The following is a 17061-nucleotide window of genomic DNA, read 5'->3' as shown; positions in this document are numbered from 1 at the left end:
ATGCTCGACACTCTGATCGCCGGCCTGCTCCGAGGGAACGTCTACGCCCTCGGAGCGGTCGGCATCTCCCTCGTCTTCGGCGTCATGAACGTCGTCAACTTCGCGCAGTTCTCGTTCTTCGGGCTCGGCGCGATGCTCGCCTGGTTCTTCGTCGTGCAGCTGCAGCAGCCGTTCTGGATCGCGTTGCCGCTCGTGCTCGCGATCTGCGCGGTGCTGGGGCTCGTGATCAACGTCGCCGTGGTGCGCCCGCTCGCGAAGTACCTGCCGCTGGCCGCCATGCTGTCCACGTACGCGGTCGCGCAGATCCTGGACAACGGATCGCAGCTCGCGTTCTCGGCGCAGTTCCGGTCGTTCCCGCAGGTGCTGCCCACCTCGAACCTGCACCTCGGGAACATGCGATTCGGCACCTCGGATCTGGTGATGCTGGGCGTCACGGCGGTCGTCATGGTCGCGATGTCGCTGTTCCTGAAGTACGGCCGCACCGGTCGGGCCATCCGAGCCACCGCGCAGGATCAGGAGGCGGCCCTGCAGATGGGCATCCCGGTCGGCTCGGTGCAGAACCTCTCGTTCGTGATCGCGTCGGGCCTCGGCGGCCTCGCCGGCATCTTCTTCTCGCTCTACATCGGCGTCGTGAATCCCGTCTCCGGGCTCAACATCGGCATGACGGCCTTCGTGGCCGCGGCCCTCGGCGGGCTCGGATCGCTCGTCGGCGCCGTGGTCGGCGGTTTCGTGCTGGGGATCCTGGAGGCGTTCGGGATCTACTGGCTCGGCGATGCGGCGCGCCAGATCATCGTCTTCGTCGTTCTGCTGGTCGTGCTGATCGTGCGCCCCGGCGGACTGCTCGGCAAGGTGCCGCTGATCTCGACCGAGCCGCTCACCGGCACGTTCCTCGGCAAGGGGCGGCCGCTCCGCATCCCGCGCTGGGTGTGGATCGCCGGGTTCGTCGTGCTCGGCGTGCTCGTGCCGGTGCTCGCCGACACGTACGTGCTCACGACCGGCACCCAGGTGCTCATCTACGCCATCATCGCCGCCGGCTTCACGGTCACAGCCGGACAGGCCGGGGTGCTCGCGCTCGGACAGGCGGGGCCCATCGCGATCGGCGCGTACCTCTCGGCGCTGCTCAGCGTGCATCTGCACCTGTCGTTCTGGGTCGTGCTGCCGCTCGCGGGCATCGGCGCCGCCGTGATCGCGTCGATCCTCGCCTCGCCGATCTGGGGCGTGAAGGGCCACTACATCTCGATCGCCACCCTGGGGCTCGGCATCGCGATCGTCGCCGTGATCCAGCTGCTCGTGCCACAGGGCGTGTACGGGATCCCCGTGCCGTCCATCGCGGGCATCGACCTGAACACCCCGCTCGCCTACTACCTCATCGACTTCGTCGTGCTGGTGCTCACCCTGCTCGTGATGTGGCGGATCCGTCGCTCCCATCTCGGGAAGGTGATCTCCTCGGTCGGATCCGATGAGGTCGCCGCCCTCGCCTCCGGCGTGCGGGTGCGCGACTACAAGGCCCTCGCGTTCGCGATCTCGGCGTTCTTCGCCGGCATCGGCGGCTCGTTGCTCGCGCACCAGTACACCTACATCGACACGACGATGTTCACGATGCTGATGTCGCTGCTCGTCGTCACGATCGTCATCCTCGGCGGCGTGGGCCTGCCCTACGGCGCGGTCGTGGGATCGATCGTGCTCATCGGGGCGATGGAGCTGCTGCGCTTCACCCCGGAGTGGCGGATCATCGTCTACGGCCTCGTGCTCATCCTCGTCGTGCGCTTCCGGCCCGGCGGCGTCCTGGTGAGGAACTCATGACCGCCCTGCTCGACGTCACCGGCCTGGAACGCCACTTCGAGGGCTTGCGCGCCGTCGACGGCGTCTCGTTCCAGGTGCGGCCGCACGAGGTCGTCTCGATCATCGGACCCAACGGATCCGGCAAGACCACCACGCTCAACCTCGTCACCGGCACCATCCCCGCGCACGGCGGCACGATCGCGCTGGACGGCACCCGCATCGACCACGCGAAGACCGTGGACATCGCGGAGCACGGGATCGCGCGCACCTTCCAGAACGGCCGCGTGTTCGCGACGCTCTCGGTCGCCGACAACATCGAGGTGGGGATCCACTCGCGGCTGCACGCGCACCGCCCGTTCCGCCGGCTCTCGCACGTCTTCCTGCTGCGCTGGATCCCGCTGCTCGCCGAGCTGTTCGTCGCGGTGTTCGGCACCCCGGCGGCACGGCGCGAGCGGGCGGAGATCGATCGGGTCATCGACCTGGAGGTCGACCGGTTCGAGGCTCGGCTCGGCCCGCGGCGCGACGACCCGGCGTACACGCTGAGCTACGCGAACCGCCGGCGCACCGAGATCGCCCGCGCGCTCGCGCTGCAGCCGAAGCTGCTCGTGCTCGACGAGCCGACCGCCGGCATGAACCAGTCCGAGACCGCCGAGGTGCTCGCGCAGCTGCTCGAGCTGAAGGCCGCGGGGCAGACGATCCTCCTCGTCGAGCACAAGCTCGATCTCGTGATGACGGTCTCCGACCGGGTCATCGTCATGGACGGGGGCCGGATCATCGCCGAGGGCGACCCGCAGAGCGTGCGCACCGACCCCGCCGTGATCGAGGCCTATCTCGGCCGGCGGCGGGAAGCCCCCGTTTCTCCTTCGGGGTCGTTGAGCGAGGACGCCGGGGCCGTTTCTCCTTCGGGGTCGTTGAGCGAGGACGAGCGAAGCGAGACCGAGACGAAACGCAGTGATCTCGAGACCGGCGAGGAGGGATCCGCATGACCGCCCTGCTGAGCCTGGACGCGCTGAACGTCTACTACGGCCCCTTCCACGCACTGCGCGGAGTGTCGATCGAGGTCGGCGAGGGCGAGATCGTGTCGCTGCTGGGCGGCAACGCCTCGGGCAAGTCCACGACCATGAAGTCGATCCTGGGGCTGAACAGGGTCAAGGACGGGCGGATCCGGTTCGCCGGCGACGACATCACGCACCGCTCCACCGCGCGGCGGGTGCGGGCGGGCATCGCCAGCGTGCCCGAGGCGCGACGGGTCTTCCCGCAGATGACCGTGGACGAGAACCTCTACGCCGGCGCCTACACGCGCCGCGACCGCGCCGGGATCGCCGAGGACATCGAGCGGATGCGGGAGCACTTCCCGCGGCTCGCCGAGCGCCGCCGGCAGGAGGCGGGAACGCTCTCCGGCGGCGAGCAGCAGATGCTCGCGTTCGCCCGGGCGCTGATGAGCCGGCCGAGGCTCATCTGCATGGACGAGCCGACGATGGGACTCTCGCCCAAGCTCGTCGACCAGGTGCTCGACGAGATCGCACGGCTCAACCGTGAGCTCGGCGTGGCCGTGCTCCTCGTGGAACAGCAGGCGGAGCTCGCTCTGTCGATCGCGTCGCGCGGCTACGTGCTGGCGACGGGCGAGATCGTCGCCGAGGGCTCGGCGCAGGAACTGCTGCACGACCCCCGTATTCAAGAGGCCTACCTCGGAAGGAGCGGTTCATGACCGCACAGACCCCGTCCTCGTCCCGCCCGGATCGCGGATCCGGCCCTCGGCTCGGATTCTTCACGCGGGTGCTCGACGCCGCGCCGCCCGCCGAACGCTACCGGCTGGCGCTCGAGCAGATCCGCACCGCGGAGCGGCTCGGCTTCGATACCGCGTGGGTGGCGCAGCACCATTTCCACGAGGACGAGGGCGGCCTGCCCTCGCCGTTCGTCTTCCTGGCGCACGCCGCCGCGCAGACCAGCGGCATCGTTCTCGGCACCAGCATCGTGACGCTGCCCCTGGAGGAGCCGCTGCGCGTGGCGGAGGATGCCGCCGTGCTCTCGCTGCTCAGTGACGGACGCTTCGAGCTCGGCGTCGGCAGCGGCGGCACCCCCAGCTCCTTCCCGCCGTTCGGACACGACCCGAAGGAGCGCGGCGTGATCTACGGCCGGCACCTCGCGCGCCTGCACGAGGCGCTGCGCGGGGACGAGCTCACCGCTGACGGCGGCAGGCTGTACCCCGCGGCCCCCGAGCTGCTCGACACGCTCTGGCAGGCCACGTTCTCGCCCGAGGGCGCGGCCCGGATCGGAGCCGCAGGATCCGGCCTCATGCTGTCGAAGTCGCAGCCGCACACGGCCGGATCCGGTCTCACCGCGCTCGCCGACACCCAGCGGCTCGTGATCGACGCCTACCAGGCGGCGCTTCCGGACGGCGTCGCGCCGCGCACGTTCGCCTCGCGCGGGCTGGTCGTGGTCGACGACGAGGCCGACGTCCCGGCGCTGCTGGCGCGCGGCATCGAGCGCTCTCTGCCCGCGGCCCGGCCGATGGGGATCACGGTGCCGGACGGAGCGAGCGACGACGAGCTGCGGATCCTGTTCGACCTGCACATCGGAACGCCCGAGCAGATCATCGAGGAGCTCGCGCAGGACCACGTGCTCGCCTCGGCCACCGACATCGTGTTCCAGTCGCACCCGGTCGACCCGGCGCACGACGTGCTGCTGCGCTCGCTCGAGCTCATCGCGACCGAGGTCGCCCCGGCGCTGGGCTGGAGCCGGGCGGGATTCGCCCCCGACGTCTTCGCCCCGTCCATCGCAGAGGAGAGCCATGTCTGATCTCATCGACGACCTCGTCGGCATCGCCCCGGGCAGTCCGCTCGACGCGCTGCGCGCCAAGCGGCCCGTGGCACGCAGCGACGCCCAGGCGACGTACGACGGGCTCATCACGGCACCCGCCGACCTCGCCCGGGCGACCGCGGCGGAGCGCGCGGCACTGGGCTACTGGGTCGCCGCGCTCAGCCGCGCGCAGGGCCTCGCCGACCACTACCGGGTGCTGCTGGACGACGCCGATCCCGGGCTGACCGCCGCGATCGCGGCGGCGTTGCCCGGTGCGGTGGCGACCGGTCCGTACGGGGCATACCCGGAGGGGCCTCTGAGCGTCGAGGACGAGGACGGCCCGCATTGGGTCGCGCCTCCGGCTCTCCGCGCCGCAACGGGGGAGCGGCTCGCCGCGGCCCTCGAGCATGCGCATCTGCTCACCTACCGTCCCCGCGACGCCAGCCCGGACGCGCTGCAGACGCTGCTCGACGCGGGCTGGAGCACCGACGGCGTCGTGACGGTGTCGCAGCTCGTCGCGTTCACCCACTTCCAGCTCCGCGTGATCGCGGGGCTCAGCGTGCTCAAGGAGACGATCTGACATGGCAGAGCTGGTTCTTCGTCACCCCGAGGTGACCCCGCCGCACGTGTTCACGCAGGAGGAGCTCGGCTGGGTGCCCTGGCTCGAGCCGAAGCCCGAGGCCGAGCTGACCGACGCCGACTACACGGCCCTCGTCGAGCGCTCCCGGGCCGCCAGCCCGTACTTCCGGCTGCTGGTGCGCGATCCCGTGGTGCTGGGAGCCCGGACCCGTGCCGACAACGACATCTTCTACAACACCGACGCCGGTCTCGCCCGGGCCGAGCGGGAGATCTCCGCCGCCGCGGCCTCGCGCGTCAACGGCTGCCTGTTCTGCGCCTCCGTGCACTCGCGGTTCGCGACGATCCAGGCGCCCTCGCGCCGCGACGACGTGCAGCGCCTGCTGGACGAGGGCATCGACGGCGCGCAGGACGAGCGCTGGACCGCGATCATCGAGGCCGCGGCGGCGCTGACGGCCACCCCGTCGCGGTTCGGCGCCGCGCACGTCGAGGTGCTGCGCGCGGCGGGCCTGGACGATCAGGCGATCGTCGACGTGGTGCAGAGCGCGTCGTTCTTCAACTGGGCCAACCGCCTCATGCTGTCGCTCGGCGAACCGACGCCCCCGGCGCCGAAGGCCTGACCCGGCGCGCGCGGGCGAGTGCGTTTCCCTCCCCGCCCTGTCTTTCCCTCCTCGCAGCGGCGCCCGTACGGGGAGGGAAAGACGGTACGACGGGGGAAACGCGGATCCGGCTGGCGGGGTGAGAACGGGGGATCCGCCTACTTCTTCTGCGGGGCGAACGGCGTGCCCAGCGTCGTGGCCAGGGCCTGGAAGATCCGGGTCGCGGGGGAGCTGCACGGCAAGTCGGTCGGGTTGTCGGTCAGGGTGCGGGCATCGCTCGGGCAGTCGCCGGAGGGGATGTCGCTGTTCACCATGGTGACGATCGTGGTGTCGTCCTTGGTGCTGTAGAACATGGCCGTGTTGTAGCCCGGAAGCTCGCCGGTATGGCCGACCCAGCCGTTCTGGCAGCCCCAGCCGATGCCGTATCCGCCGTTGCCGGGGCCGTTGAACTCGCGGAACGACGTGAGCCGCTCGATCTGGTCCTTCGCCGGCACGAGTCCCGCTCCGGTCGCCTCGGCCCGCCCGTACGTCAGCAGGTCCTGTGCGCTGGAGATGAGCTCGCCGGCGGTCCAGCCCCAGGACGGGTTCCAGTTCGTGGTGTTCGCCGGGTCCTGCGGGGTGCCATGGCCGCCCTGCAGAGTGAAGCCCTGCGCGTGCGGATCCGGGAACGCGGCGGAGCCGGCGGGGAAGATCGTGTGCGTCAGGCCCAGCGGAGTGAGGATCTTCTCCGCGAGCACGTCCTGATAGCTCTTGCCCGTCACCTTCTGGATCACCAGGCCCAGCAGGATCGTGTTGGTGTTCGAGTAGTCGAACGCGGTCCCGGGGGCGAAGTCCTGGGGCGGGAGCGAGATGCCGGCCTTGAGCAGCTCCTCCGGCTTCCAGACCCGGTCCGGCTCGGAGAAGAAGATCTTCTGCCAGGCCTCGTCCTTCGTGTAGCTCGTCACGGAGCTCGTCATGTCCGCCAGCATGCGGATGGTGACCTCGTCGCCGCGCGGCACGCCGTCGACGTACCGAGAGATGGTGTCATCGAGGCTCAGCGTGCCCTCGGCGGCGAGCTGCATCGTGAGGGTGCCGGTGAAGGTCTTGGTGATGGATCCGACGCGCTGGTAGATGTCGGTCGTCATCGGCGTTCCGGTGGCCGGATCCGCCACGCCGTACGCCTTCAGGAACAGCCCCTTCGGCGACTGCACGGCCACGACCGCACCCTTCGCCGAGGTCTGCGCGAACGCCTCCTGGGCGGCCTTGTCGATCGTCGTGGTCAGATCGTCCGGAAGCGCCGAGGTCGGCAGGTCCGCGGTGCGGGCCACCACCGCCGACGGATCGGCGACGCAGGTCGAGACCGCCGGCACCGTGGACGAGGGGGTTCCGGAGCCCGTGGAGGCGGGGCCGGTCGAGGGCTGAGCGGAGCAGCCCGCGAGCACGAGCAGGGCGGCCGCGAGCGCGAGCGGCTTCGCGAGACGGGCGGTGACCATGTCGGGGCTCCTTCGGGCAGATCGATCCTTCCCTCAGAGGAGACTCTGGCACCCGCGGCATCCGGGAGGAATAGACGTAGGCCCATTCCGGCGCCCGCCCGACCCGGGGAGACTTGTGGTCGCATGGGGATGCTCGAGGGGGGAGACGAGGGTCGGATCCGCACGCGCGGTGGACCGATGTGCGCGACGAGGAGGCTCACGATGGCGACGGATGCCGAGGTGCAGCGGGGAGCGACGATGCTCGTGCGCACCTCACAGGGCGACATCACCGCGACCTTCGGCGTGACGCAGCGGCACGGATCCGTCCTCGTTTCTCCCGACGACCGCTTCCGGATCGGCTCCGACCCGGACGCGATGACCGGGACCGCCGGCGGGCGCCCGCCCGCGGCCACGATCGCCACATCGCCCATGAAGCGCACCTACGGAGGTTGAGACGATGGCGTCCTCCCGCACTGTCCCACAAGCCCTGCGCCGCGCGCTCGCGCTCGCCGCGGTCACCGGCGCTCTCGTCCTGGCCGGCTGCTCCGGTCCGTCCGGCGCCGCGCCCGGCACGGCCTCGCCGTCGCGGTCCGCGACCCCGGCGGCGGCCGGATGCGTCGCGGATCCGGCCAGGACCATCGCCGCGAAGCCCGGCGCGAAGACGATGTCCGCGTTGCCCGCGGAGACCGTCGCCGCGCTCGACGCCGCGGCGGCGAAGGCCTTCGCCCTCGGTGCCTCCCCGGGCGCGGTCGTGGGGGTCCGCACGCCCGCGGGCACCTGGACAAAGGCCTACGGGAACGCCGATCTGGCCGGGACACCGATGCAGGTCGGCATGCACACCCGCATCGCCTCGCTCACGAAGATGTACACGGCGACGATCGTGCTGCAGCTCGCGCAGGAGGGCAGGCTCACGCTCGACGACACCATCGGGATGTATGTGGACGGCATCCCGAACGGCGACACCATCACGCTCACGCAGCTCGCCGACATGACCAGTGGGATCGCGAGCTACACCATGAACGACAAGCTCCTGGCGAAGTACTTCGCGGATCCGACCGCCGTCTACACGCCCGAGGAGGTCATCGCCGCGGGCGCCGCCGTCTCGCCCCTGTTCCCTCCCGGTGAGGGCTTCGCCTATTCGAACACGAACACGGTGCTGCTCGGGAAGGTGATCGAGAAGGTGACGGGCCAGGACGTCGGCGCCCTCATGCAGTCGCGGATCTTCGCCCCGCTGCACCTGGCGAACACCTCGTGGCCCGGGACCTCGGCCGCGATGCCCGAGCCGTACGCCCGCGGGTACACGCTGAACGGGAACAGCGCGACCCCGGACGCCCCGGCCGACTCCACGGACTGGAACCCGTCTTGGAGCTTCACAGCCGGCGAGATCATCTCGGACATCGACGATCTGCTGACCATGGGCCGCGCGCTGGGCACCGGGCAGGGGCTGGTCGACGCCAAGACCCAGACTCTGCGGCTGACGTCGTTCTCGGACATCGGCTACGGCTTCGGGCTGAGCTGCTCGCAGGGGTGGGTCGGGCACACCGGCGACCTCGCCGGCTACAACACCTCGCTCTTCTACGACACGGCGACGGACACCACGGTCGCGGTGCAGACCAACAGCGACATCGCGTCGGGCGGCTGCACGACCTCGCCCACGCTCACCGATGATCCCGGGGACGCCATCTGCCAGACGCCCGCCGTGCGGCTCCTGGTCGCACTCACCGGTGAGCTCGGCACCGCCTACGTCCCGCCGCCCCGGAAGTGACGCCCGGGCCCTTGGGGATGGATCCGCCTCAGCGGTACTCCTCCGCGACCGAGGCGAGGAACCGCAGCACGGCGAGCACGCGGCGGTGGTCGTCGCCGTCGACGGACAGCCCGAGCGCGGTGTAGATGTGCGAGGTGTGCTGCACGACGGCCTTCTCGGAGAGGAACAGGTCCGTCGCGATCCGCGCGTTGCTGCGGCCCTCCGCCATGAGCGAGAGCACCTCGAGCTGGCGCGGCGTGAGCGAGCCGACGGCTCCGCTCGCGCGGCTCGCCCGGGTGACCAGCACCGAGACGACCTCGGGATCCAGCGCCGTGCCGCCCGCGGCCACCCGGCGCAGATCGGCGGTGAACGTGGTGACGTCCGCGATCCGCTGCTTGAGCAGATACCCGAAGCCCCCGCTGTTCTGGTCGAGCAGCTCCGTCGCGTAGCGGCGCTGCACGTACTGCGAGAGCACGACGACCGGGATCCGGGGATGCGCCTCGCGGATCCGCAGCGCGGCGATCAGCCCCTCATCGGTGTGCGTCGGGGGCATGCGGATGTCGGTGATCACCAGCTCCGGCGCGAGCAGCTCGACCTGCTCGAGCAGCGCCTCGGCGTCGCCGACGGCCGCCACGACCTCGAACCCGTCCTGTGCGAGCAGGTGCCGCAGGCCCTCGCGCAGCAGCACCTCGTCCTCGCCGATCATCACGCGCATGGCAGCTCCACCCTCACCTCGGTGCCGTGTCCCGGATCCGATCGCATCCGCAAGCGGCCGCCCAGCGCGTCGACGCGGTCGAGCAGGCCGCGCAGACCCGCACCGCGGTCCACGCTCGCCCCGCCCACGCCGTTGTCGCGGACGGCGATGCGCAGCAGGCCGTCCTCGGCACGCAGGCTGACTCGCACCCACGACGCCTTCGAGTGCTTGACCGTGTTCGTCAGCGCCTCCGCGATGATGAAGTACGCGGTGTGCGCGGTCGTCGACGAGATCGTGGCGTCGTCGATGGCGGCCTCGAGGGTCGCGGGGATCGCGAGCCGGTCGACGAGATCCTCCGCGGCGGCGGTCAGCCCGCGCTCGGTGAGTGTGACCGGCAGCACGTTGTGCACCAGGCGACGCAGGTCGGCCGCCGCTTCGTCGATCCCGTGCCGGAGGCGTGCCGAGGCCGCGCTCGTCTCGGGGCTCGCGTCGGGGGCGTTCGCGATGGTCTGCGCGGCGAGGGCGAGCAGCACGAGCTGCACCTGGATGCCGTCGTGCAGATCCTGTGCGATGCGGGATCGCTCCCGATCGGCGGTCTCGACGAGCCGGATCCGCGACTGCGTGAGGGCGTCGTTGCTCGCGAGCAGCTCAGCGGTGAGCCGCTCGCGGTCGATCGCGATCGCGAGCACATCGCCCGCGCGTCGCACCGGCGCCGGATCCGCAGTCATCCGGGTGTCGTAGACGATCGCGCCGACAAGTCGTGAGTCGACCCGGATCTCGCACCAGCCGCGGTCGGGGCCGCGCTGGGCGGGGTCGACCGGTCCGCCGGTCTCGTCGACGTACTCGCCGCGCTCGGCGGACCAGTACACGACGCGCAGCGAGTCATCGCCGAGGGTGCCGGCCAGGGCGCGGGCGACGGCCGGCCCGCCCGCGCCGGTGATGCCGAGCCACGCGCTGAGCGGCTCCAGCTCGCCGGTACGACGGAACCCGCCGAGCAGCACCCCGAGCAGGAATGCGACCGGGATCGCCGCGGACACGATGAGCTGCGTGACGCCGCCGATCGACCTGTCCCACCCCAGCGCGCCGACGATCGTGGGTGCGAAGGCGAGCAGCAGCACGGCCACGATGCCGTAGCCGAACAGGGGGAACAGCACGCGCCGATGGCCGGGGTCGGCGACGACGAGACGCCGGGCCAGCACGACCGCCGTGAGCACCATCACCGTGATCCCGAGCGTCTTCTGCGCGGCGCCGACGAGCGGGACGGCACCCGGCGCGGACGAGGAGAGGAGCACGAGCGCGAGCTGGGAGACCGGGCAGGCGACCCAGCCCAGCACCACGGTCGTGATCGAGAGGCGACCGCGCAGGCGCCCGGACGGGAAGGCGTGCAGCAGATGCATCGTCATGGCGAGCGGGCTCGTCGCGAAGATCGCACTCACAACCGAGAGCGCGTCGACGTCGAGGTTCACGAGCCCGGCGAGGAACAGCGCGATGCCGCCGATCACGAGCAGCAGGCCGGTGTTGTTGTGCGGGCGGCGCCACCACGCGAGCAGTCCCGCGGCGACCCAGATCCAGAACACGCCGGTGAACAGCGCCACCACCCAGAGCGTGTCGGGGGTGCGCAGCCCGACGCCCAGTTCGACCGCGCCGAGGAGGAACGCGAAGACCGCGATCATGACGAGGGCCGCGGGCAGGGGGTGTTCGGAGCCGCCGCGACGGTGCACGGCGGAGGACGGGTCGACGGTCGCCGGATCCGTCATCGCTCTCCTTCTTCGCCGCACCGGGTGCGCACGACGTGCACACCCCATGATGTCGCGCGGCGGGGTGCGATGACCATGGGCCTGGGTCCTGTGCAGGTGCGCTGCCACAGCGAGGCTGCTCCTACGCCTCTTGCGTTTCCCTCCCCTCGGCGTGTTCACCTCCTCTGGTGAGCCTCAACCAGAGGAGGGGAAGACGCTGAGAGGAGGGAATCGCGGTGGAGGGATCCGTCGCTCAGGCGAACCGGACCGTCTGCTGGATCCGGGTGCGCAGGTCGAACAGCTCGGTGCCGCCGATCGTGCGGGATCCCGGCACGCCGGTGCGGAGCACGGGGCGCAGAGCGCTGCGGCGCACGACCACGACGGTGGTGCCGCGGATCGCGCCGAGAGGCGTCGTCGCCTGCGCGAGGTCGTCGTCGGGGAGCACCAGGATCGCCCCGCCGAAGCGCACCCGCGCCGCGCGCGCGATCGTGCGGACCTGCGTCACGAGCGCGGTGATCGGAGCGCGGGATCCGGCGCCGGACCCGATGACCTCGCCGGCGCGGAAGCGCGCGATCTCGCCGAAATCGGCCGACATCAGGCCGTAGAGTCCACTCGGTCCGAGCACGATGTGGTCGAGGGTGTCGGGGTGCGGGGGCGCCCCGACGCCTGTGCCGGCCGCGGGAGCGCCGGTCGGCACCGCCACGTCGTGCCAGGCGGTGAAGCCCATGCCCAGATCGGCGACCGTGCGGGCAGTGTGCTCTTCGGCGAGGGCGTTCGCGAGTATGCGGCGCAGCTCGCGGGGGATCGTGCGCACGAAGGCGGGATCATACGGATCCGGCACGTCGGATCCGGCCCAGGCGCGCACCTGCGCGACATAGTGCCGGCGCCGGCTCCCGCCCGCGGCTCCGTAGGTCTTCGCTCGTGGCCGGGTGTCGGTGCGCGCGTCGGGTGCACGCCAACCGTCCCACGGGGCCTCGTCGTCGGAGAATCCGTGCCCGCGGTCGTAGGCGGCGCGCAGCTCCGGCGTGCCGACGAGCTCCCAGGCGCGCTGCACCTGGATGAACACGGTCGCGTCGCCTCCCGTATCGGGGTGCGTGCGGCGCAGCTGGAGACGGTAGGCGCGGCGGAGCTCGTCGTCGGAGACGTGCGCGGCGACGTCGAGCACCTCGTACGCGGAGGCGGAGAGCGGACTGTCGAACATCGCCCTCCTCGGGTGGTCTGCGGCAGCGGAACAGCGGAGTACAGGGTATCCGGTCCGATGTCGGAGGCCGCTCGTAGGCTCGCCACGACGACGAGAGGATCCCCCCATGGCGATGATCGACTCCGCTACTCCGACCGGCTACACGAGCGTCGCGCCCTGGGTGGTGACCGATGACACCGGCGCCCTGCTCGACTTCATCACGGGTGCATTCGAGGGGGAGGAGCTCGCCCGTGTGCAGACCGAGGACGGCTCGGTCGGCCACGGCGAGATCCGCGTCGGGGACACCGTGGTTCTGGCCTTCGACCGGCGTCAGGACTGGCCGGTGATGCCGAGCCTGCTGCGCGTATGGGTGGCGGACGCCGATGCGGCGTTCGCCCGGGCGCTCGAACGCGGCGCGACGGTCGTGACCGAGCTCGGCGACAACGCCTTCGGGCAGCGCGGCGGGCGCGTGAAGGATCCGTTCGGCAACATCTGGTGGATCACCGCCCAGATAGAGGATGTGCCGGAGGAGGTCATGTGGCAGCGCCTGCAGGAGCCGCGCTATGCCGAGAACATGCGGTACGCGCAGGAATCCCTCGACGCGGCGCTGACCGGATCCGCATCGAACTGGAGCAGCGCGCCGCTGCGTGCCGACGACTCGCGCTGAGTTCGCGGTCGCGGTCGTCCGAGGTGAGTCGCAGGGCTCGGACTACCGCCGGGTAGCATTCCCCGGATGAGATCCCCGATGAGCCCCGACCACCCGCTGCAGCAGGACTACGAGGTGCGCTTCGACTGGGCGCGCGAGGGCCTGCGCTCGATCGCGCAGGGGGCGGGCGTCATCGTCGTGATCGACGCCATCTCGTTCACGACGACCGTGGAGCGGGCCCTGACCGAGGGCCTCGAAGTGCAGCCGTTCCCCGGCACTCGCGCCGAGGCCGAGCGCCTCGCGGCGGAGGACGGCTTCGGCCCGGCGCGGCTCGCGGGCCCGCGTGGGGGAGCGGGGGTCACGCTCTCGCCGTCGAGCCTCACCGCCGAGAACGTCGCCGGGTTCGGCGCGACCCGTGCCGTGGTGCCGTCGTTCAACGGCTCCCGTCTGGCGGCGGCGGCCGCACGGTTCGGCGTGCCGGTGCTCGCGGCCTCGCTGCGCAACCGCTCCGCCGTCGCGCAGTGGATCCTCGACCACCAGCACGCCACCGGGCACCGCGTGAAGGTCGCCGTGGTCGCGGGCGGCGAGGTCCGCGACGACGAGACCGTGCGCTTCTCCGTCGAGGACATGCTCACCGCCGGCGCCGTGATCGACGCCCTGGGCGCGCTCGGCATCGACGCCTGCTCGCCCGAGGCCGCCGCGGCGTGCGCCACCTACACGGGCCTGGCGCGGGCGACCCGCCATCTGTTCACCGCTTCGTCGAGCGGCGTCGAGCTGCGGGAGGAAGGCCAGGGCGCGGATGTGGAGCTCGCCGCCCAGACCGATGTGTCGACCACGGTCCCGGTGCTCGTGGACGGGGTGTTCCGGGTGGTGGATCCGCGGCTGTCCTGAACCGGCGGCCGTCGCGCGCATCGGGCGCCGCGCCGACCCGATGCGAGGACGATACTGGAGGAACCCCGATCCGCCGAGGAGTTCCGCATGCCCGCCACCGTGACCTCACCGCTCGACGCCGCCCTGCTCGGCGCCGACGTGCGGGTGGCCTCGCGCACGATCGACCGGTTCGCCCGCGCGCACGACGCCTCGCACTACCTGCTCGTGCCCGACGCGGTGCTCGTGCCGCAGGACGCCGCGTCCGTCGCGCGGGTCTTCGCAGCTGTGCGCGCGGCGGGCCGCAGCCTCACCTTCCGCTCGGGCGGGACGAGCCTCAGCGGACAGGGCGTGACCGGTGACGTCATGGTCGACACGCGTTCGGCGTTCCGCGGCATCAGCGTGAGCGCCGACGGCGCCTCCGTCTCGGCGCAGCCCGGCGCCACCGTGCGCCAGGTGAACACGCGCCTGGCGCGGTTCGGACGCAAGCTCGGACCGGATCCGGCGAGCGAGATCGCCTGCACGATCGGCGGCGTCGTCGCCGACAACTCGAGCGGCATGGCCTGCGGCATCGTGGAGAACTCCTATCGCACGATCGAGTCGATGGTGCTGGTGCTGCCGAGCGGCACGATCCTCGACACCGCGGCGCCCGACGCCCTGGCGCAGTTGCGCGATCGGGAGCCCGAGATCGCCCGGGGCCTGCAGCATCTCCGCGACCGCCTCCGCGGCGATCCCGCTCTGAGCGCCGAGGTCGCACGTCAGTTCTCGATGAAGAACACCATGGGCTACGGCCTCAACTCCCTGCTCGACTTCGACGATCCGGTGCGGATCCTGGAGCACCTCGTGATCGGATCCGAGGGGACGCTGGCGTTCGTCGCGGAGGCGCGGTTCCGCACGATCCCCATCCAGCCCGCGATCTCGACCGGGCTCCTCGTGTTCGACACGCTCTCCGATGCGATGGCGGCGCTGCCCGGTCTGACCGCCCTCGGGCTCGCCACGATCGAGCTCATGGATGCCGCCTCGCTCAGGGTCGCGCAGGGGCTCAGCACCGTGCCCGACGTGATCGCCGGGATCGAGGTGCAGGGGCACGCCGCGCTGCTCGTCGAGGTCCATGCGGCGGACGCGACCGCCCTCGAGGCGGGCAAGGCGACGGCCCTCGCGCACATCGGAGAGCTGCCGCTCGCGGCACCGGCGCGGATGACCGAGGATCCCGCCGAGCGGGGCGAGCTCTGGACGGTCCGCAAGGGGCTGTACACCGCCGTCGCCGGCGCCCGCCCGTCGGGCACGACGGCGCTGCTCGAGGACATCGCGGTGCCGGTGGAGCGGCTGCTCGGCGTGTGCGAGGGGCTCACGGCGTTGTTCGAGAAGCACCACTACGAGGGCTGCGTGATCTTCGGGCACGCCAAGGACGGCAACGTGCACTTCCTCGTCAACGAGCGCTTCGACGACCCGGAGGCGCTGCGCCGCTACGAGGCCTTCACCGAGGACCTCGTCGAGCTCGTGCTCGCCCAGGGCGGGACGCTGAAGGCCGAGCACGGCACGGGCCGCATCATGGCGCCGTTCGTGCGACGACAGTACGGCGATGTGCTGACCGACATGATGTGGGAGATCAAGGGGCTCATCGACCCGGACGGGATCCTGAATCCCGGTGTCGTCCTCTCGGACGATGCGAGATCGTACCTCGCCGACCTCAAGCTCGTTCCGACGGTCGAGGGCGAGGTCGATCGCTGCGTCGAGTGCGGGTACTGCGAGCCGACCTGCCCCAGCAAGGACGTCACGCTCACCCCGCGCCAGCGCATCGTGCTGCGCCGCGACATGACGGCCGCCCTGCACCGTGGCGAGGTCGAGGTGGCCGCCGAGATCGCGCGGGACTACGACTACGACGCCGTGCAGACCTGCGCCGTCGACGGCATGTGCGGGGTCGCGTGCCCGGTCGACATCAACACCGGGGATCTCGTGCGCCGTCTGCGCGCCGAGGAGGCCGGCCGGCTCGAGCAGGGTGTGTGGAACGCCGCGGCGAAGGGCTGGGGCGCGATCACCCGTGGCGGCGGCTTCGCGCTGGACGTCGCACAGGCGCTGCCGGCGCCCCTGGTGGCCGGCGTGACCAAGGCCGCCCGTGCCGTGCTCGGCGCCGACACCGTGCCGTTGTATGACGCGAGGCTCCCTGGTGGAGGCTCGCGCGCTCCGAGAGCCCAGAGCCCCGCCGACGCGCAGGCCGTGCTGTTCGGATCCTGCATCGGGACGATGTTCGGCGCCGAGCAGGACGCGGACGGCGTGCACGGAGAGGGCTCGCGAGAAGCCGTGCGGCTGCTGCTGGAGCGGGCCGGGATCTCGTACAGCGTGCCGCCGGATGCCGGTGGCCTCTGCTGCGGCACGCCGTGGAAGTCCAAGGGGCAGCTCGACGGGTACACCACGATGAGCGAACGCGTCCTGCCCGCACTGTGGCGGGCGAGCCACGAGGGCGCCCTGCCCGTGGTCTGCGATGCCGCATCCTGCACCGAGGGGCTGCACGTCATGCTCGCGAAGGCCGTTGCGGAGCGCCCCGAGTACGCCGCCCTGCGGATCGAGGACGCGACGACCTTCCTCGCGCGTGAGGCTCTGCCGAAGCTGACCGTGCGGGAACGGATCCACTCGGTCGCGGTCCACCCGACGTGCTCGACCACGCAGCTCGGCGCGAACGACGCCCTGCGCGCGCTCGCGGGCGCCGTCGCGGACGAGGTGTACGTGCCCGAGGGCTGGGGCTGCTGCGCGTTCGCGGGCGACCGGGGCATGCTGCATCCCGAGCTGACCGCGAGCGCGACCGCCGTCGAGGCGGCCGAGGTCGCGGCGGCCGGCGCCGATCGCGGTGGCTTCGACGCCTACGTCTCGGCGAACCGCACGTGCGAGCTCGGCATGAGTCGCGCGACCGGCCGGCCGTACCGGCACGTGGTCGAGGTGCTCGAGGAGCTCACCCGGCCATAGCCGTCAGATCGGCGCTCCGGTCGCCA

15 protein-coding genes are annotated in these 17061 nt (G+C 71.5%); 11 read left to right on the top strand and 4 right to left on the bottom strand.

The genetic code is table 11. The features are described from left to right. From ACFWCK_RS14725 to ACFWCK_RS14700, 6 genes are read left to right on the top strand one after another with little or no spacing between them, the layout of a single operon-like run. Positions 1-1803, top strand: coding sequence for an ABC transporter permease (locus ACFWCK_RS14725; RefSeq protein WP_378806567.1), 1803 nt, complete (start codon positions 1-3; stop codon positions 1801-1803). Further along, positions 1800-2768, top strand: a complete 969-nt coding sequence (locus ACFWCK_RS14720) for an ABC transporter ATP-binding protein (protein ID WP_378806566.1) — start codon at positions 1800-1802, stop codon at positions 2766-2768. Before ACFWCK_RS14725 ends, ACFWCK_RS14720 begins: the two co-directional genes overlap by 4 nt. Beyond that, a complete protein-coding gene (locus ACFWCK_RS14715; RefSeq protein ID WP_378806565.1) occupies positions 2765-3490 on the top strand; it encodes an ABC transporter ATP-binding protein in 726 nt (241 codons plus the stop codon). Before ACFWCK_RS14720 ends, ACFWCK_RS14715 begins: the two co-directional genes overlap by 4 nt. Beyond that, a complete protein-coding gene (locus ACFWCK_RS14710; protein ID WP_378806564.1) occupies positions 3487-4581 on the top strand; it encodes a putative FMN-dependent luciferase-like monooxygenase in 1095 nt (364 codons plus the stop codon). The genes ACFWCK_RS14715 and ACFWCK_RS14710 overlap by 4 nt, the downstream gene beginning before the upstream one ends. After that, on the top strand, positions 4574-5161 hold the full coding sequence (locus ACFWCK_RS14705) for a CMD domain protein (protein WP_378806562.1): 588 nt from the start codon (positions 4574-4576) through the stop codon (positions 5159-5161). Before ACFWCK_RS14710 ends, ACFWCK_RS14705 begins: the two co-directional genes overlap by 8 nt. 1 nt (position 5162) lies before the next feature. Next, complete coding sequence (locus ACFWCK_RS14700) at positions 5163-5777, top strand: alkylhydroperoxidase domain protein (protein WP_378806561.1); 615 nt, start codon at positions 5163-5165, stop codon at positions 5775-5777. A 137-nt stretch (positions 5778-5914) separates the two neighbouring features. Here ACFWCK_RS14700 and ACFWCK_RS14695 read toward each other — a convergent pair whose 3' ends face one another. Beyond that, positions 5915-7228 (bottom strand): serine hydrolase domain-containing protein, encoded by a 1314-nt coding sequence (locus tag ACFWCK_RS14695; RefSeq protein WP_378806559.1) that lies wholly within the window; start codon positions 7226-7228, stop codon positions 5915-5917. 201 nt (positions 7229-7429) lie between these two features. Between ACFWCK_RS14695 and ACFWCK_RS14690 the strand changes: the two genes are divergently transcribed. Together ACFWCK_RS14690 and ACFWCK_RS14685 are read left to right on the top strand one after the other, a co-directional pair. After that, entirely contained in the window at positions 7430-7660 is a 231-nt protein-coding gene (locus tag ACFWCK_RS14690) for a hypothetical protein (protein WP_378806558.1), read from the top strand. Between the two features lie 4 nt (positions 7661-7664). After that, positions 7665-8972: a serine hydrolase domain-containing protein gene (locus ACFWCK_RS14685; protein ID WP_378806557.1), complete on the top strand. Its 1308-nt coding sequence runs from the start codon at positions 7665-7667 to the stop codon at positions 8970-8972. Between the two features lie 28 nt (positions 8973-9000). Here ACFWCK_RS14685 and ACFWCK_RS14680 read toward each other — a convergent pair whose 3' ends face one another. The 3 genes from ACFWCK_RS14680 to ACFWCK_RS14670 form a co-directional block, all read right to left on the bottom strand. Next, positions 9001-9666, bottom strand: coding sequence for a response regulator transcription factor (locus tag ACFWCK_RS14680; protein WP_233310916.1), 666 nt, complete (start codon positions 9664-9666; stop codon positions 9001-9003). Next, positions 9657-11402, bottom strand: coding sequence for a sensor histidine kinase (locus tag ACFWCK_RS14675; protein ID WP_378806556.1), 1746 nt, complete (start codon positions 11400-11402; stop codon positions 9657-9659). Before ACFWCK_RS14675 ends, ACFWCK_RS14680 begins: the two co-directional genes overlap by 10 nt. A 232-nt stretch (positions 11403-11634) precedes the next feature. After that, positions 11635-12582 (bottom strand): J domain-containing protein, encoded by a 948-nt coding sequence (locus tag ACFWCK_RS14670; protein WP_378806555.1) that lies wholly within the window; start codon positions 12580-12582, stop codon positions 11635-11637. A 106-nt stretch (positions 12583-12688) separates the two neighbouring features. Between ACFWCK_RS14670 and ACFWCK_RS14665 the strand changes: the two genes are divergently transcribed. The 3 genes from ACFWCK_RS14665 (at position 12689) to ACFWCK_RS14655 (ending at position 17035) form a co-directional block, all read left to right on the top strand. Continuing rightward, entirely contained in the window at positions 12689-13228 is a 540-nt protein-coding gene (locus ACFWCK_RS14665; RefSeq protein ID WP_378806554.1) for a VOC family protein, read from the top strand. Positions 13229-13294: 66 nt separating this feature from the next. Then, positions 13295-14098 (top strand): 2-phosphosulfolactate phosphatase, encoded by an 804-nt coding sequence (locus ACFWCK_RS14660; RefSeq protein ID WP_378806552.1) that lies wholly within the window; start codon positions 13295-13297, stop codon positions 14096-14098. A gap of 87 nt (positions 14099-14185) precedes the next feature. Beyond that, positions 14186-17035 carry an FAD-binding and (Fe-S)-binding domain-containing protein gene (locus tag ACFWCK_RS14655; protein ID WP_378806551.1) on the top strand — a complete coding sequence of 950 codons (2850 nt, stop codon included), beginning with the start codon at positions 14186-14188 and terminating at the stop codon, positions 17033-17035. Positions 17036-17061: the final 26 nt, after the last annotated feature.

Source organism: Microbacterium sp. NPDC060117 (assembly GCF_042729315.1).
Taxonomy (GTDB): Bacteria; Actinomycetota; Actinomycetes; order Actinomycetales; family Microbacteriaceae; genus Microbacterium.
This window is presented reverse-complemented; position numbering and strand designations above follow the sequence as displayed.

What these genes read in the sequence shown, in the direction of transcription:
- ACFWCK_RS14725 (WP_378806567.1), top strand. Translation starts at nt 1, where the DNA reads ATGCTCGACACTCTGATCGCCGGCCTGCTCCGAGGGAACGTCTACGCC.
- ACFWCK_RS14720 (WP_378806566.1), top strand. Translation starts at nt 1,800, where the DNA reads ATGACCGCCCTGCTCGACGTCACCGGCCTGGAACGCCACTTCGAGGGC.
- ACFWCK_RS14715 (WP_378806565.1), top strand. Translation starts at nt 2,765, where the DNA reads ATGACCGCCCTGCTGAGCCTGGACGCGCTGAACGTCTACTACGGCCCC.
- ACFWCK_RS14710 (WP_378806564.1), top strand. Translation starts at nt 3,487, where the DNA reads ATGACCGCACAGACCCCGTCCTCGTCCCGCCCGGATCGCGGATCCGGC.
- ACFWCK_RS14705 (WP_378806562.1), top strand. Translation starts at nt 4,574, where the DNA reads ATGTCTGATCTCATCGACGACCTCGTCGGCATCGCCCCGGGCAGTCCG.
- ACFWCK_RS14700 (WP_378806561.1), top strand. Translation starts at nt 5,163, where the DNA reads ATGGCAGAGCTGGTTCTTCGTCACCCCGAGGTGACCCCGCCGCACGTG.
- ACFWCK_RS14695 (WP_378806559.1), bottom strand. Translation starts at nt 7,228, where the DNA reads ATGGTCACCGCCCGTCTCGCGAAGCCGCTCGCGCTCGCGGCCGCCCTG.
- ACFWCK_RS14690 (WP_378806558.1), top strand. Translation starts at nt 7,430, where the DNA reads ATGGCGACGGATGCCGAGGTGCAGCGGGGAGCGACGATGCTCGTGCGC.
- ACFWCK_RS14685 (WP_378806557.1), top strand. Translation starts at nt 7,665, where the DNA reads ATGGCGTCCTCCCGCACTGTCCCACAAGCCCTGCGCCGCGCGCTCGCG.
- ACFWCK_RS14680 (WP_233310916.1), bottom strand. Translation starts at nt 9,666, where the DNA reads ATGCGCGTGATGATCGGCGAGGACGAGGTGCTGCTGCGCGAGGGCCTG.
- ACFWCK_RS14675 (WP_378806556.1), bottom strand. Translation starts at nt 11,402, where the DNA reads ATGACGGATCCGGCGACCGTCGACCCGTCCTCCGCCGTGCACCGTCGC.
- ACFWCK_RS14670 (WP_378806555.1), bottom strand. Translation starts at nt 12,582, where the DNA reads ATGTTCGACAGTCCGCTCTCCGCCTCCGCGTACGAGGTGCTCGACGTC.
- ACFWCK_RS14665 (WP_378806554.1), top strand. Translation starts at nt 12,689, where the DNA reads ATGGCGATGATCGACTCCGCTACTCCGACCGGCTACACGAGCGTCGCG.
- ACFWCK_RS14660 (WP_378806552.1), top strand. Translation starts at nt 13,295, where the DNA reads ATGAGATCCCCGATGAGCCCCGACCACCCGCTGCAGCAGGACTACGAG.
- ACFWCK_RS14655 (WP_378806551.1), top strand. Translation starts at nt 14,186, where the DNA reads ATGCCCGCCACCGTGACCTCACCGCTCGACGCCGCCCTGCTCGGCGCC.